This window comes from Photobacterium rosenbergii, assembly GCF_003026455.1.
Lineage (GTDB): Bacteria > Pseudomonadota > Gammaproteobacteria > Enterobacterales > Vibrionaceae > Photobacterium > Photobacterium rosenbergii.
In genome coordinates this window covers 1-16,460 of the sequence record NZ_PYMB01000047.1, presented here as the reverse complement: position 1 = coordinate 16,460, position 16,460 = coordinate 1, and the positions used below count along the sequence as shown (strand labels likewise).

The window sequence follows — 16,460 nt, the reverse complement described above, 5'->3', positions numbered from 1 at the left end:
GTAGCACGGCTGATGCGTACTGACTCTTCACCTTCAGAGATTTCTAGCTCGGCAATACCAGACTCTTCTACTAGCTCAATCAGTTTTTTGATTTTACGAATATCCATTTATCTTTCTCTTTTATGTTCAGTTGGCGTCTGCTTGCAGGCGGCGTACCGCAGTTTGCAGGGCGAATTCATAACCATCTGGGCCCAGGCCGCAGATCACCCCGACAGCCTTGTCTGACAGGTAGGAGTGGTGGCGGAATGGTTCCCGGGCATGAACATTAGACAGGTGTATTTCAATGAACGGGATGCTGACTCCCAACAGGGCATCGCGGATAGCAACGCTGGTGTGGGTAAAGGCAGCGGGATTGATCAGAATGAAATCGACCTTGCCATGGGCTTGGTGGATTGCATTGATGATTTCGTGTTCCGCATTCGATTGGATGTGGTCTAGCGTCACGCCTAACTCGGAGGCTTTGGCAGTTAAGTGCGTTACGATCTGGGCCAGAGACTGCTGGCCGTAATGTCCCGGCTCACGCAAACCCAGTAGGTTCAGGTTCGGGCCATTGATCAGTAAAATTCGTTGAACGGTCGACATCTTGACGTTATATCACTTGTATTTGAGGTTTTACTCTAGCAACGTGCAAAAAGCTGAAATGTTGCTTCCCTGTGTTCCGATGTTGTCTGCCAAAACATGCTTGATGAGCAATTATAGAGAATTCACCGCAAATCGCAGCAAAATACTGGTCTAATCACCACATTTTAATTTGTACACATGTACGCTGTTTGGCGATTGAGGGGTAAGAATGGAATATGTAGCAGTTAGCACTATGCGTGACCCTGAGGCAGGTGACAATAGCTAGTTGCGACTGAAATGTAACTTTTAGCACTGGATCAAAAAAGCCGCCCGCAATGTGAACTGGGGCGGCTTTTATTCATTGAGAGCGAAAAATTACAGTACTTTCTGCTTTTCGGCGATCAGTTTCTCTACCACGCTTGGGTCTGCCAGGGTGGAGGTATCCCCCAGTGTTGCGGTGTCGCCGGTGGCAATCTTACGCAGGATACGGCGCATGATTTTGCCCGAGCGGGTTTTCGGCAGCGCATCGGTCCAGTGTAGGAAGTCCGGTGTTGCAATTGGGCCGATTTCCTTACGGACCCAGTTTTTGACTTCTTTGTGCAGTTCTGCCGATGGGATTTCACCATCGTTGAGGGTGATATAGGCGTAGATGGCCTGGCCCTTGATATCGTGCGGTACCCCAACAATTGCCGCTTCAGCAATCTTGTCGAAGGCTACCAGTGCCGACTCGATTTCAGCCGTCCCCATTCGGTGGCCGGAAATATTCAGTACGTCATCGACACGGCCGGTGATCCAGTAGTAGCCGTCTTCATCGCGGCGGGCACCGTCTCCAGTAAAGTACATACCCTTGAAGGTCGAGAAGTAGGTTTGCTCGAAGCGATCGTGATCGCCCCACAGGGTACGCATTTGTCCCGGCCAGGAATCGATCATCACCAGGTTACCCTCGGTAGCACCATCAAGGATGTTACCCATGTTGTCGACCAATGCTGGTTGTACCCCGAAGAACGGACGGGTTGCCGACCCCGGCTTGAGGGCAGTTGCCCCCGGTAGTGGGGTGATCAGGATGCCTCCGGTTTCGGTTTGCCACCAGGTGTCAACAATCGGGCAGCGGCTGTCACCAATGGTACGGTGGTACCACTCCCACGCTTCAGGGTTGATAGGCTCGCCGACCGACCCCATGATACGTAGCGATGAACGCTTGGTGTCGGCAATCGCCTCGTCACCTTTTGCCATCAGGGCACGGATGGCTGTCGGTGCGGTATAAAGGATATTGACGTTGTGCTTATCGACCACTTCGCTCATGCGACTGGTCGAAGGGTAGTTTGGCACACCTTCAAACAGCAGGGTGGTTGCCCCGTTGGCCAGCGGGCCGTAAACCAGGTAGCTGTGGCCGGTGATCCAGCCTACATCAGCGGTACACCAGTAGATATCGCCTTCCTGATAGTCGAAGACATATTTGAAGGTCATAGTGGCATACACCAGGTAGCCACCGGTAGTGTGCAGCACGCCTTTTGGCTTGCCGGTCGAACCTGAGGTGTAGAGAATGAACAACGGGTCTTCGGCATTCATTTCTTCAGGCTCACAATGGGAAGAGGCAACCGCTGTGGCTTCATGCCACCAGACATCACGGCTGCTGTCCCACTCAACGTTGCCGCCGGTGCGTTTGAAGACAATCACTTTCTCTACGCTGGTGACCTCGTCGTTGGCCAGCGCATCATCAACGTTCTTCTTCAGTGGTACCGCACGGCCGCCGCGGATCCCTTCATCGGCAGTGACCACGACTTTGGCATTGGAATCGGTAATACGGCCAGCGAGGGCTTCTGGTGAGAAACCACCAAATACAATCGTGTGGACGGCACCGATGCGGGTACAGGCCAGCATGGCAACAGCGGCTTCGGCAACCATCGGCATGTAAAGGCAAACCACATCGCCTTTGCGTACACCTTGGCTCTTCAGGGCGTTGGCAAACTGGCACACTTGCTCGTGCAGCTCGTTATAGGTGAGGGTGGCATCATCAGACGGGTCATCGCCTTCCCAGATAATCGCTGGCTGGTCGCCACGGGTCGCGAGGTGGCGGTCAATACAGTTGGCTGACACATTGAGGGTGCCGTCTTCGAACCAACTGATGCTGACATGGCCGGTATCAAACGAGGTGTTCTTGACCTGACTGAATGGCTTGATCCAGTCAACAATCTGGCCGTGCTCGCGCCAGAAGCCTTCCGGGTTGATCACAGACTGCTGGTACATTTCACGGTACTGCTCATCGGTAACATGGGCGTTGGCTGCGATGTCCTGGTTTACTGGATACACATGAACCTCACTCATTTCTTTCTCCTTGTGTTCCGTTAATGTCCGTACTGGACCGGATTATTCTGTATGCAGGTTTTGGCTTGCGTGATTAATAACTTCCGACAGATCGCCGCAGGTCTCAATTAGACTTTAGGATGAGAGCGGGCAAAATGTGGGGAAATGGCCCGTTTTGCAGTGTTGTTGCAGTCAAAAACTTGCGCTTTATCGCTGATAAAACGCAACTTGATTGCCTTGTAAGATGTTGATTAATTTATTTTCTTTCGCTGGCGGTTAAGCTTGCCTAGCAACAGGGTGAGGCAGATCACCGTGTTTTAGCCGAACGTAGATCATCGCAGCGGCAATCGCATCTTGCAGCGCATCGTGGCGCGGCGGTACCGGCAGGTCGAGGTGGCGGCTGATTGCCTCGAGGCTGAGGTCGAAATAGGCATTGGGCAGTTGGCGCTCGAGCTGCTCGTGATAGAGGTGGCTGACCTCGATCGTTTTGTTGGGTAACGGGAAGCCGAAGTAGCGCTGGAAGTAGCGATCGAGGATCGTTTTATCGTAGCGGATATGGTAGCCGACCAGTGGGCGGTTGCCGATAAAGGCCAGCAATTTTTCTAGTGCCTGGCCTTCTTCCAGCCCTTGGTTGAGATCCTGGTGACGAATGCGGTGAATCGCCACTGAGCCGGCATCAAGGCTGGCTGGCGCCCGTAGAGTGAGGTGGATAGACTGGCTAGTGAGGATACGGTTGTCCTGGATCCGGGTCGCGGCAATGGTGACCAGTTCGGCGCTGTGCGGATCCAAACTGGTGGTTTCGCAATCGAGTGAAACCAGTTCGGTGCCGCGGTAGCGGGAGAATAGGTCGTGGTACTGGCTGTCCTTGAATTTATGGCGGTACCACCAGCGTCTTAGGGTATTAATCATCATCATGCTCCTTGGCTGGTGCTAGTCGCGGATCTGGTAGTGGTACCCGAGCCATTCCTTGAATTTTTTCACCACATGCAGGCTGTGGCGCAGCAAGTCACGGTCGGCGCGGTTGAGTCGCTCGACATTGAGGTGCTGCTGCAACCCACCGGCAGGGATATCCAGTTGCTGGCGCAGGCGCAATTTGATGAACAACTTCAGGGCTTCGCTGAGGTTGGAGGCAGTATCATTCTCCAGCACCTTACGCTGGGCCAGTTGCTCGAGACGGGTGAAGGTATTGTTGTCCTCGATACCATGTTCAAGCGCCAGTGCCCTTACGCCGTGGACAATCGGAAAAATCCCGCCGCGCTTTATATCCAGCCCATCCTTGCCTGATTTCAACTTGCCGAACAAAGATAGCGGAACGCTAAACCGCAATGCCGGGCGGGTGAAGGTGGTCAGCAGCAACTCTTGCTCGGCCATTTGCTGATGTAATTGTTGTTTGATTGGGCGTAACAGTTCGGGGTTACCGGCGACGGCATGGCTGTCGGCGAGGATTGCCAAGTCCATCATTTCATTCTCAGTACCCTTACGGGCAAAATCTTTCAAGGTTTGTAACCACTCACTTTGGTGCTTGACCCACTTGGGGTTATTGACCATCACCTTGCCCGGACAGAGCGGGTAGCCCAGTTGGTGCAGGGTATGGGTCAGGGTTTCCATTGTGTCGCCCAACCCTGGCCATTCGACACCGTCTTCGATGATCAGGGCATTGTCTTGATCGGTTTTGAGAATTTGCTCGCCACGCCCTTCTGAGCCCATGACGACCAGACAACAGTGGTTCTGCAGTGCTTGGGGTACCACCAAGCGGAAGGCTTTCTCGATGATCTGCTCATTGACCGCCGCGATGAGTTCCATCACGAAACGGGTATGGATGCCATTGTTGAACAGGGTCGCCACCAGCCTCGATTGGCTGCTGGCCGCCAGGGAGAGTTCCTCGACAGTCGTTGCCCGGGCGATCCGCAGGGTCAGGACATGGGAATGGGTCGAGAACAGGCTCAGTACCTGGGTCAGGTCTAGCATACCCACTAACTCTGCGCCGTCAGTGACCGATACCCGTTTGACCTTGTGCCGGGTCATCGCCAGCATCGCATTGAACAGGTAGTCGCCTTTACTGACACTGATCACCGGGCTGGTGGCGACCTCACCAATAGCGGTGGAGGCGGGCAGGTTGTCGAGCATAACAGCATGGAGCAAATTGGTGCGGGTAATGATGCCGTAAGGCTGCTCGTCCCCCGCTTCGACCAAGGCGGCATCCATGCCCTGTTGCTGCAATTTCACCGTCGCAGCGTGCAAATCACAGCTGCGCGGTAAGATCAGGCAAGGTTGGATATTGCTGCTGTCGACCCGGGTCAGGATGAATTCCGCCAAATTCTGCTGGCGCTGGGCTTCTTCCAGTAATTCTTGGCGGCGGGCCAGACTGGTGTCGAAGTAGGCGGCGAACTGGCTGTTGCCATGATAGAGGCCGAGAAACAGTGGCTTGGGAACCAGATAACACAAGGTGTCTTCCAGTGCGGTATAACGGTGGCGGCATGATGGCTCTAGCTGGGAGCGGACATCGAATAGGTCATCGCTAGTGTAATGGGCATAGATTTCGCTGCCGTCCGCAGCACTTTCCTCAACGCTGCCCTTGATAATGATGTGCAATTGCTCGCTGGGTTTGCCGGCCTCAACCAGGATATCCCCATGGCGGTAGTAGGCCACATCCAGTGAGTCGACCAGGCGTTGTTGCTGCTCGCTACTGAGACGGTCAAAAGGGGGCAGGGAGGTATCAAAGCTGTCGGACATGTCGGCTCTCCGGAACGATGGGCACTGTATGCAGTGTCTGCTTGATAACGCAAAAGCTCCAGACGACTTTAGTCTACTATCGGCAAAAAAAGGGTTGTCCTGCAAAGTACAGCCGGCAGTGAAATGGGGGAAAGAAAAAGGGCGGATAATTTCATTGGGGCTATGTTCCATTAGAGGCATAATAACGCCCAGATTTTTTCAGTACGATAGGACAAGGCATGTTTCGTAGTAGCCCTTACGGTTGGACCTCGCAGTACCTGCTGGGTTTTTTCTTTAATTATGGTGTTTATCTTCCGTTCTGGGCGTTGTGGTTGGCGCATCTCGAGGTCAGTGCCTCTAATATTGGCCTATTGCTGGGGCTGGGCTTTGGTGTCCGTTGCCTAGCTAACCTGGTTATCACTCCCCGTATCCACAAAGTCGAGCATCTTATCCCAGCCCTGCGTGGCTTCGGTTTGGCAGCGCTCATCAGTTGTATCGCCTATATCTATTGTGGTGGTAGTTTGTGGGCACTTACTGTCATGACGGTAATTTATAACATGATGGTCGGGCCTATCGTGCCGCTGTCGGATGCGTTGGCAAACCACTACGCCAAAGAAGGCCACCTCGACTATGGTCGAACACGCCTATGGGGCTCGGTTGCCTTTATCGCAGGCTCTACCGTGGTAGGTTTGCTGGCGGCACAATACAGCCCGGATGTGATCCCTTGGGTAGCGGCTGCGGGTTTGGTCGGGGCACTGGTGCTGGGGATGCGCCAGCCGACTATCCTGCCGGTCTCAGAGCCAGGTAGCCACGACCAGCCACGTCCTGCCTTGATGCAGTTGATGCGTGATCCGGCAGTCCTTCGCTTTTTGACCATTATCGCCTTGCTGCAGGGCAGCCATGCCGCTTACTACAGTTTCAGTGCCATTTACTGGAAGGAAGTGGGCTACAGCGAAGATGTGATTGGTTACCTGTGGAGCTTCTCGGTAGTCGCTGAAGTCGCCGTCTTTGCTATGAGCAAGCGCCTCTTTGCTGGTTGGTCGGTGGTCGGTATGTTCCGCCTGGCCGCTGTCGGTGTGCTGATCCGCTGGGGGATCACGGCCAGCATGACTGAGTTACCTTTGCTGGTCGCCGCCCAGGCCCTGCATGGTGTGACGTTCGCTGCCTGCCACCTGGCCACAATCCGCTATATCCAGAAAGCCCAGAGCAACCAGATGGTTGCCTTGCAGGCATTGTATAACGCCTTGCCGATGGGGGCTTTCATGGCTCTGATGACCGCTTTGAGTGGCTGGTTGTACGGTCTGTGGGGTGCCAATATTTTCTGGTTGATGGCGGCGATGGGGATCCCGGCGCTGTTGATGAAAGTCGAGCCCAAGGCCCGGCGCCAGTTTGCCCAAGCGGGTGAAGTGGCCGATAACCAGTAATTCAGCCTTGGTTGTAGCACGCTGCAGCCAAGAACTGTGATCCTGCTGATTGGTGAGTGCCAGTGGTTTGGTTACACTGGTGCTCACAATATATTCAAATCATTTGGGTATAATCAATTAGTTGGAGATAAAGCATGGCACAGGGATGGATTGTCGTGCCGGTCACATTGGCCTATTTGGGACTGTTGTTCTGGATAGCCTGGTACGGGGACCGGAAAAAACAGTGGATGTCACGCTGGCGGCCGTGGATTTACTGCCTGTCGATTGCCGTGTATTGCACTTCCTGGACCTTCTACGGCACGGTTGGCCAAGCCAGCCAGAATATCTGGTCCTTCCTTCCTATCTATATCGCACCGATTTTGGTGTTCACTTTCTTCTGGCGGGTGCTAGCCCGGCTAATACTGATCGCCAAACGCGAACACATTACCTCGATTGCTGACTTTATTGCGGCCCGTTACGGTAAATCGCAAGGGCTTGCCGTTCTGGTCACACTGATTGCCGTCGTCGGCATACTGCCCTATATCGCTCTGCAACTGCGTGGTATCACCATGGGGTTGGAGTTGGTTGCACCGAATCTCGGTCAGGAGATGGGGGGCACAGAAGGCTCCCTCGATACGGCTTGGGTGGTAACAGTGGCGTTAGCTGTCTTCACTGTCTTGTTTGGTACCCGCCATATCGACAGTACCGAGCACCACCGCGGCATGATGATGGCAGTCGCATTTGAATCCATTATCAAATTGGTGGCGTTCTTGGTGGTTGGGGTATTCGCCGTCGTTTTGCTGTTTGATATTCCGGAGTTGGCAACGGCAAGCCGTGAACTGCTTCAACCTACCACTCCCCATATTGGCAGTTTGTTGATCCATACCCTATTCACCATGGCCGCGATTATCTGCCTGCCACGCCAGTTCCATACCACGGTAGTCGAAAATGAAAGAGCGCAGGACTTGCACCGGGCGCGCTGGGTATTCCCGGGTTATCTGGTGCTGATGGGGATCTTTGTTATCCCGTTGGCGTTGGCTGGTCAGGTATGGCTACCCCATATCGCCGCCGATACTTATGTGATTAATTTGCCGCTGTTGCATGGTGCCGAAGGCATTGCCTTGTTGGCTTTCCTCGGGGGGACCTCGGCAGCGAGCGGGATGGTGATTGTCTCGACCATCGCCCTTGCCATCATGGTCTCCAACGATCTCGTGCTACCGATGCTGCTGCGCCGGATGCGGATCTCCGGCCGTAACCACCACGCCTTTTCGGGGATCCTGCTCAACATTCGCCGTGGCCTCATTCTGCTCTTGTTGCTGGCAGCGTGGGGCTTCTACCAGATATTGGGAGAAATCCCGTCGTTGTCAGCCATTGGTTTGCTGTCATTTGCGGCGATTGCCCAGTTTGCCCCAGCGCTACTGGGCGGGATCTATTGGCGTGAGGGTAACTGTAATGGTGTCTATGCAGGCCTGCTGGGCGGTATCGCCATTTGGGGCGTGACCATGATGGGCCAGACCAATATGCTGGCTGGCACACCACAGACCAATATCTTGCTGTGGCTACTGGCGCCGCCGAATTGGCCGGTGCTCGGTAAGTTATCGAGTGTTGACTGGGGCATGCTACTGAGTCTGTTGGTCAATATTGGATTATATGTAAGTGTGTCCTTACTGACCCGTTCAAGTTTGACTGAAAGGCTTCAGGCTGCTTCGTTTGTCGGCGCACCGTTGCCGGAAAGTGGTGACAGCAGCTTGTACCAGACCCGCGTAACGGTCGCCGAGTTGGAAATGCTGGCAGCAAGGTTTGTTGGCCGCAAACGCATTCGCCATGCCTTCCGCCAGTTTGGTGAGCAGCGCCATGAAGCGCTTCTACCACAACAGCAAGCGCCTTCTACCCTGATCCGGCATACCGAACGGGTTTTGGCTGGGGTATTCGGGGCGTCTTCTGCCCGCTTGGTCCTGACATCGGCGCTGCAGGGGCGCAAGATGCAACTGGAAGAGGTCGCAACAATTGTCGATGAGGCCTCGGAATTGTTTGATTTCAGCCGAGGCCTGCTGCAGGGGGCGATTGAGCATATCAGCCAGGGCATCGCCGTGGTCGACAAGCAGTTGCGGCTGGTGGCCTGGAACCAGCGCTATACCGAGATGTTCACTTTCCCGCCGGGCCTCATTCAGGTTGGTAGGCCGATTGCCGATGTCATCCGCCACAATGCCGAACTCGGCCTTTGCGGCCCGGGCGATCCGGAAAGCCACGTTGCCAAGCGGGTCGAGCACCTGCAGCGGGGGACGGCACATACTTCCTCAAGGATCCGCCCTGATGGGCAGGTGATTGAGGTGCAAGGCAATCCGATGCCCGGTGGTGGTTTCGTGATGAGCTTTACCGATATCACCGAGTTCCGTAATGCTGAGAAAGCCCTGCAAGAAGCCAATGAAACCTTGGAAGAGCGGGTAAGGCAGCGGACCAGTGAACTCGAACGCCTTAACCGCCAGTTGGTCAGTGCCACCCAGCAGGCTGAACTGCAGGCCCATTCCAAAGGGCGCTTTTTGGCGGCGGTGAGCCATGATTTGATGCAGCCGCTCAATGCCGCAAGGCTATTTTCGTCCTCGTTGGCGGAAGTGGCGAAGGAGCAAGAAGCGGCCAAGCTGGCTCGCCATATTGAAAGCGCGCTAGGTGCAGCGGAAGACTTGATAGGTGACTTGCTGGATGTGTCCCGGTTGGAGTCCGGCAAATTGCAGGTAAATGTCCATGCGTTTCGGATCAGCGAGGTGCTTGATACCTTAAGTGCCGAATTCGGTGCCTTGGCCCGCGAGCAGGGGATCACCTTCGAGGTCGTGCCTTGTAATGCGGTGATCCATTCGGATCCCAAGTTGCTGCGCCGTGCATTGCAGAATTTCCTGACCAATGCCTTCCGCTATAACCCCAAAGGCAAGGTGGTGTTGGGCGTTCGCCGCCGTGGCAGCGGGCTGCAGGTCGAGGTGTGGGATAATGGCCCGGGGATCCCAGAAGAGAAGCAGGCCCATATTTTTGATGAGTTTACCCGCATCGAACGCAGCGGTGTCGATCATGGTTTGGGACTTGGCCTTGCGATTGCTCGCGGGATCAGCCGGGTGCTGGATCACTCCCTGTCACTGCGCTCATGGCCAGGCAAAGGCACGGTATTTGCCCTCGGGGTAAGACGGGGTGTGTTGGTTGAAGTGCCGGAGAAACCGACGTTGGCAGACAAAACACCGGCTCCGCTGGCTGGGTTAAAGGTGCTGTGTGTTGATAACGAGCCGGATATTTTACTGGGGATGGAGACCCTGCTGGCCCGCTGGGGCTGTGAGATCCGTCTGGCCGAAACAGTCACTGCCGCGATGCAGCAGTTGGCTGACGGCTGGCAGCCTGATTTCATCTTGAGTGATTACCACCTTACCGACGGAGAAACTGGCTTGCAGGTACTGCAGCAATGCACCCTGAAGCTCGGTAAATGTTTCCGTGGTGCGGTGATAAGTGCAGACCGGACCGAGGAGACCAAGACCATGATTGAAGGGCACGGTTTCAGCTTTATCAGCAAGCCGGTCAAACCACTCAAGTTGAGGGCGCTGCTTAACCAGCACCAGAAAGCGAGTGCAAAGCTATAGCTCTTAATTGCATGTTAGAGAGTGTAATTTCAAAACCTACCCGGCATGGACGCAGGGTTGGAGCGACAGGGATGTCTTTATGCACTTTTGAAATTATCACTCTGTGACATGTTATTTGTGTACGAAAAAAAACGGAGCCGCAGAGGCTCCGTTTTGGTTTACTTTTCAGGATGTTTGATTAGTGATCGTGCGCAGCACCAGCACCTTTCGGATAGCGGATAGACTCCACCATATCCTGTACATCTTTCGGTACTTCAGCCGTAAACTTGTTCACGACAATCGAGACCACGAAGTTCACACACATACCTAGCGTACCGATACCCTCAGGGCTGATACCGAACCACCAGTTTTCTGGTGTGCTCGCTGCTGGGTTGATGAACTTGAAGTAGATGATGTAGCTGGCTGTGAAGGCAATACCTGTCAGCATGCCGGCAATCGCCCCTTCTTTGTTCATCTTCTTGTAGAAGATACCCAGGATAATCGCAGGGAAGAAGGACGCCGCTGCTAAGCCGAAGGCGAAGGCCACAACCTGTGCCACGAAGCCCGGCGGGTTGATACCCAGGTAACCCGCACCCACGATGGCGACAACGGCAGCGAGACGTGCGGCGAGCAGCTCCTGTTTGTCGGTCATATTGGGCTTGAAGCCTTTCTTCAGCAAGTCATGGGATATCGAGGTCGAGATAACCAGTAGCAAGCCTGCTGCGGTTGATAGTGCGGCTGCCAGACCACCGGCTGCCAGTAATGCAACCACCCAGTTCGGTAGTTTCGCCAGCTCAGGAGAAGCCAGTACGATGATGTCACGGTTGATGGTCATCTCGTTGCGCTCATCGCCCGAGTAGAACATCTTGCCATCGCCATTCTTGTCTTCCCAGCCAACTAGGCCGGTACTTTCCCAGTTCTTATACCAGCTTGGTGCATCTGCAGCTGCAACACCCTGCATGTCAGGACCGTTGATGGTCTCAATCATATTGACACGGGCAAACGCGGCCACACCTGGTGCTGTGGTGTATAGCAATGAGATGAACAGTAGCGCCCAACCAGCAGAGATACGTGCATCGCGCACTTTCGGTACCGTGAAGAAGCGGATGATAACGTGTGGCAGGCCTGCGGTACCAACCATTAGGGCTGCACAGATGAAGAACACATCCACCATGCTCTTGTTACCTTCGGTATAGGCGGTAAACCCGAGCTCCTCGGTTAAGCCATCAAGTTTATCTAACAGGTAGACATCGGTACCAGAGATGGTCGACCCCATACCAATTTGCGGGAATGGGTTGCCGGTCATCATGATTGAAGTGAAGATAGCCGGGACAAGGAAGGCGAAAATGAGAACACAGAATTGAGCCACCTGCGTATAAGTGATGCCTTTCATGCCACCAAGTACGGCATAGAAGAACACAATCCCCATACCAATGATGATACCTAGGTTGATATCAACCTCGAGGAACCGTGAGAATACCACGCCCACGCCACGCATCTGGCCTGCAACATAGGTAAAGGAAACGAAGATGGCACAGAAGACCGCCACCATACGCGCAGTTTTGGAGTAGTAACGCTCACCGATAAAATCAGGTACGGTGAACTGGCCAAACTTACGCAGGTAAGGTGCCAGACATAGCGCCAACAGTACGTAGCCACCGGTCCAGCCCATCAGGTAGACCGCACCATCGTAACCGACGAATGAGATGATACCGGCCATCGAAATGAAAGAGGCTGCCGACATCCAGTCTGCCGCTGTCGCCATACCATTGGCGACTGGGTGGACACCGCCACCGGCGACGTAGAACTCACTGGTTGACCCGGCACGGGCCCAAACAGCGATACCGATGTAGAGTGCGAATGTGATGCCGACGAGAATAAACGTCCAAGTTTGAATATCCATGTTCTAAACCCCTAGTCTTCTTGTACGTTGTATTTCTTGTCGAGCGCATTCATACGCGCTACGTAGACAAAAATCAGGGCAACAAAGGTATAGATTGACCCTTGTTGAGCGAACCAAAACCCAAGCTTGAAACCGCCCAGTTGAATGGTGTTGAGCGCATCGACAAATAAGATGCCTGCGCCGTAAGACACTACAAACCAGATGGCCAGCAGCGTGCCCATAATTCCCAAGTTTTCCTTCCAGTAGGCTTGAGCATGTTCTGTTGATTCGAACGCCATTGCCTTCTCCTTCCACGTCGTCATAAATCACGTTAATGAAATGTTACGCATTGACAATAGCAATGAATGGTCAAGGAAACAGTGCAACTTTAGTCGAGGAAAAAACGGCAAAATCGCTGGCTTAGCAGCGATTTTGTGAAGTCAGGCGGAAATTGAGGATGTTGTGAAAATGTTACGTTAGCCGAAAGTCTAACAGGGTAATGAAAAAAATTACGGGTTGATGTCCATCTGCTGCAGCAAGATTACCGCTTGGGTGCGGTTCTTGACCCCAAGCTTGCGGAAAATGGCGGTCATGTGGGCTTTGATGGTTGCTTCGGAGACATTGAGCTCATAGGCGATTTGCTTGTTGAGCAGTCCGTCGGACAGCATCCCCAATACCTTGTATTGCTGCGGGGTGAGGGCGGCAATTTTATCGGTTAGCTCGGTCAATTCATCGTTACCTTCGCCGAGCCCTTCCGGGAACACCGGTTCGCCATCAAGCACCTGGTTGAGCGAGCTGATCAGTGCCCGCATATCACTGGATTTGGGGATAAAACCAAACGCGCCATGGCTGCGTACCTGACGGATCACGCTGGGTTCTTCACTGGCGGAAATCACTACAATTGGCAGGTCAGGGTACTGGCTGCGGAGCTGGATCAGCCCCGACATGCCGTTGGCACCGGGCATTTTCAGATCAAGCAGGAGCAGGTCGACATCGTCCTCTTTGTCGAGCAAGGTCAGCAGGCTGTCGAGCGAGTCAGCTTCGAGCAGGTTGGCCCCGCTGATCGCCATATGCACGGATTGAAACAGTGCATTACGGAACAGCGGGTGGTCATCGGCAATCACTATCGTGTACTGGGCGTCCATGGCAATCACATTTTGTTGTTTTTAATAACGCTATCACTGCCTTAAGACTAGATCAATTTGTTAACACTCAAGATCTGAACTGGATCAGACCAGTTTGTTAGTGCGGTGTAACCGGCAGTGCCGTAGCGAGAGAAAAGGTGGTCAAAGCGGTGGGATAAGTTGGTGGAGAAGGGGATTTCTGAAGTATTGAGAAACGGTTTCTGGAAGAGGAAACCGCTGCTCAAATTGTGGCTGTTAGCCTGCTACACTTAACGGGCTAGCTGGTGGTTGGTTAGGTGGGCAAGGAAAGGCTCGGCTTTCATGAAGCCGGTCAGGCGGGCGCCTTCCATCCGGTTACCTTGGCTATCCCAGAAATCTAAAGTCGGCAGGCCGAGTACATCCATTTCCTGCAGCAGCTCGATATCGGCCGGCGAGCTCTGGGTGACGTCGGCTTGCAGCAAGACAAAGTTGCCAAGCTGCTTGGCCACTGCCGGGTCATGGAAGGTGTACTTCTCGAATTCTTTACAGGCGACACACCAGTCGGCGTAGAAATCCAACATTACCGGCAGCTGCTGAGCTTTAGCCTCTTCCAGCGCCAGAGTCAGGTCGTCGATATTGTTGACGCGCTTGAACTCGACTTTGATTTCTTGCTTAGCCGCAACTTTCGTTGTAGTGCCTGTTAGCAGCGGGTAAAGGGGCTGGACAGAGATAAACAAGCCGACAATTGCCACCACGGCCAATGTGCTGCTTCGCCATGATACTGCCAGGGTGTTTTTGACATGGTAGAGCCAGCCAAAGGCGGCAATACCGAGCAGCGACCACAGGTAAGGCATCAGGAAGCCCGGCAGGATACGCTCAAGCAGGAACAGCGGTACGGCCAGCAGGACAAAGCCGAAGAAGGCTTTGACATGGTTCATCCAATTGCCAGCTTTCGGCAGCAGTTTGTTGCCGAACATCGCGGCAAGGATGAGCGGGATCCCCATACCTATAGCGAGAGCATAAAGAGCCACAGCCCCCGTCAGCAAATCACCACTCTGGGCGACATAGATCAGGGCACCGGACAGCGGCGCGGTGGTGCATGGTGAACAGACCAACCCGGAGATAGCCCCCATCGCGAATACGCCGCCACTGCTACCGCCTTGCTGTTTGTTGCTCAGGCCGTTGAGCCAAGTCTGGACGCTGCTCGGCAGCTGCAGTGTGTACATGCCGAACATCGACATTGCCAGCGCGACGAACAGTACGCTCAGGCCAATCAGGATATACGGGTGTTGCAGCGCGGCTTGGAACTGCATCCCCGCAGAGGCGACCACCAAGCCGAGAAGCGTATAGGTCAGCGCCATACCCTGGACGTAGATAAAGGCAAGGCGGAAGGCCCTGCCGTGGCTGAGTTGCCCGTTGCCAAGCACGATACCGCTTAGGATTGGGTACATCGGCAGCACGCAGGGGGTGAAGGCGAGGCCAATCCCCAATGCCAGGAAGACCAACGGCGTCCACCATTGATCGGCCAAGTCGCTGGCTAGTTTGTCCTGCTCGGAAGCTGGTGCTCTGGTTGCGGATATAGGCTGTGAGTATGTACTTACATTGCTTTCGGCGCCGGTTTGCTGAGGCGCTTGGTTGCCAGTTGCAGGTGGCTCTATCGGTGCGGCATTGGCGGCAGCCATAACGGCGCTAAGCGGAACCTGGCGGATCTCAGGCGGGTAGCAGAAGCCGGCTTCGGCGCAGCCCTGGTAGCGGACAATCAGGGTATCGGTATCGGCGGCTTGCACCACAGGGACAGTCAGGGTCAGTGGTTCGGTATAGATGTTGACCTCACCAAAGAACTCGTCGTGGTAAGGCTTGCCTGTGGGGATATCAACCGTGCCTAGCGTTGCCGTGTCCGAACTGACAGATAACTGGTGCTGGTAGAGGTAGTAGCCTGGCTTGATTTGCCAGTCGAGATAAACCTGATCGCCCTGCTGGGTGAAGTTGAAGCTGAAGGCTTCATCAACAGCAACAAAGCTATTGGGTGAACTGTTGAAGCCCGGCAGTTTTAGGGCCGAGGCCGGTAGGCTGAGCACCAACATGCTGAGCAAGGCAAGCAGGGGGAATGTCCGGCGCCATGCGAACTGGCCTGCTGCACATTGAAGTCTTTGTAATAGCGTCATTAAATCTGGCTCGTCTATGAGTTGCCCTACCAAAAGCGGCGGCAGGGAAAGAACAGCTAGTTTGGCGCAGCGAAATCGTGCGCCATGAATTAACTATACTCTGTCAGACCGAGTTAATCAGTGTTTGGTTTCATTTGCTTGCAATAGCCTGCTGGCTATTGTCGAGCGCATCACGCATGAAGTCAGTGAAGATCTGGATATGGGCAGGGACATAGCCCAAGCGCTGGTAGAGCATGTAGATAGGACGGGGCGGCGAGTACCAGTTTTCCATCATGGTCGAGAGTTGGCCTGTGGCAATGGCATCGGCGACGACATAGTTGGGCAGGCTGGCGATCCCCAACCCCTGGATGGTGGCTTGTTTGATGCTGTTGAGATCGGCAATAGCCATCTTGACCGGCGAGTTAATCCAGATGGTTTCCTGGCTGTCCTTCTTGTTAGTTAGTGCCCACTCAAATTCTGGAACGCTGGCGAGACGGGCATGGTCGTTGAGTTCGTCCGGATGGGCCGGCGCTCCCTGGTTGGCAAGATAGGCCGGGCTGGCGACTAGTACCCGCTGCGACTCGCCGATATTGGCGGCGGCAAAACTGGAGTCTGGCTGCTGGCCGACACGAAAGACCACATCGTACTGCTCTGGGCTGTAGTCATGGTGCTGGTTGGACAGATGGGTCAGGGACAGGGAGATTGCCGGGTACTGGGCAAGGAACTGGTTGAATAGCGGCATTAGCCGATACGTC

General features: G+C 54.3%; 11 protein-coding genes and 1 pseudogene. 2 read left to right on the top strand and 10 right to left on the bottom strand.

Annotated elements, in window-relative coordinates; genetic code table 11:
• The 5 genes and pseudogenes from C9J01_RS28915 to C9J01_RS28895 form a co-directional block, all read right to left on the bottom strand.
• A pseudogene (locus C9J01_RS28915) lies at positions 1–107 on the bottom strand (acetyl-CoA carboxylase biotin carboxyl carrier protein); the annotation flags it as partial.
• Between the two features lie 19 nt (positions 108–126).
• Positions 127–582 (bottom strand): type II 3-dehydroquinate dehydratase, encoded by a 456-nt coding sequence (gene aroQ, locus C9J01_RS28910; RefSeq protein ID WP_107301513.1) that lies wholly within the window; start codon positions 580–582, stop codon positions 127–129.
• A 354-nt stretch (positions 583–936) separates the two neighbouring features.
• Positions 937–2,886 carry an acetate--CoA ligase gene (gene acs, locus C9J01_RS28905; protein ID WP_107301512.1) on the bottom strand — a complete coding sequence of 650 codons (1,950 nt, stop codon included), beginning with the start codon at positions 2,884–2,886 and terminating at the stop codon, positions 937–939.
• Between the two features lie 255 nt (positions 2,887–3,141).
• A complete protein-coding gene (locus C9J01_RS28900) occupies positions 3,142–3,771 on the bottom strand; it encodes a 3'-5' exonuclease (RefSeq protein WP_107301514.1) in 630 nt (209 codons plus the stop codon).
• A 24-nt stretch (positions 3,772–3,795) separates the two neighbouring features.
• Positions 3,796–5,598, bottom strand: a complete 1,803-nt coding sequence (locus C9J01_RS28895; protein ID WP_107301511.1) for a putative nucleotidyltransferase substrate binding domain-containing protein — start codon at positions 5,596–5,598, stop codon at positions 3,796–3,798.
• A 218-nt stretch (positions 5,599–5,816) separates the two neighbouring features.
• Between C9J01_RS28895 and C9J01_RS28885 the strand changes: the two genes are divergently transcribed.
• Both C9J01_RS28885 and C9J01_RS28880 read left to right on the top strand, forming a co-directional pair.
• Positions 5,817–7,001 (top strand): 3-phenylpropionate MFS transporter, encoded by a 1,185-nt coding sequence (locus C9J01_RS28885; RefSeq protein ID WP_107301509.1) that lies wholly within the window; start codon positions 5,817–5,819, stop codon positions 6,999–7,001.
• Between the two features lie 134 nt (positions 7,002–7,135).
• Positions 7,136–10,597, top strand: a complete 3,462-nt coding sequence (locus C9J01_RS28880; protein WP_107301508.1) for a hybrid sensor histidine kinase/response regulator — start codon at positions 7,136–7,138, stop codon at positions 10,595–10,597.
• A gap of 178 nt (positions 10,598–10,775) precedes the next feature.
• On the opposite strand, the gene C9J01_RS28875 is transcribed toward C9J01_RS28880, so the two are convergent.
• The 5 genes from C9J01_RS28875 to C9J01_RS28855 all read right to left on the bottom strand — a co-directional run.
• Positions 10,776–12,479: a sodium:solute symporter family protein gene (locus C9J01_RS28875; RefSeq protein WP_107301507.1), complete on the bottom strand. Its 1,704-nt coding sequence runs from the start codon at positions 12,477–12,479 to the stop codon at positions 10,776–10,778.
• An 11-nt stretch (positions 12,480–12,490) separates the two neighbouring features.
• Positions 12,491–12,757 carry a DUF4212 domain-containing protein gene (locus C9J01_RS28870; RefSeq protein ID WP_107301506.1) on the bottom strand — a complete coding sequence of 89 codons (267 nt, stop codon included), beginning with the start codon at positions 12,755–12,757 and terminating at the stop codon, positions 12,491–12,493.
• A gap of 210 nt (positions 12,758–12,967) precedes the next feature.
• Positions 12,968–13,603, bottom strand: a complete 636-nt coding sequence (locus C9J01_RS28865; protein ID WP_107301505.1) for a response regulator transcription factor — start codon at positions 13,601–13,603, stop codon at positions 12,968–12,970.
• Between the two features lie 248 nt (positions 13,604–13,851).
• Entirely contained in the window at positions 13,852–15,645 is a 1,794-nt protein-coding gene (locus C9J01_RS28860; protein WP_107301504.1) for a protein-disulfide reductase DsbD, read from the bottom strand.
• Positions 15,646–15,856: 211 nt separating this feature from the next.
• On the bottom strand, positions 15,857–16,460 hold a 604-nt coding region (locus tag C9J01_RS28855; RefSeq protein WP_201797887.1), incomplete at its 5' end, for a substrate binding domain-containing protein.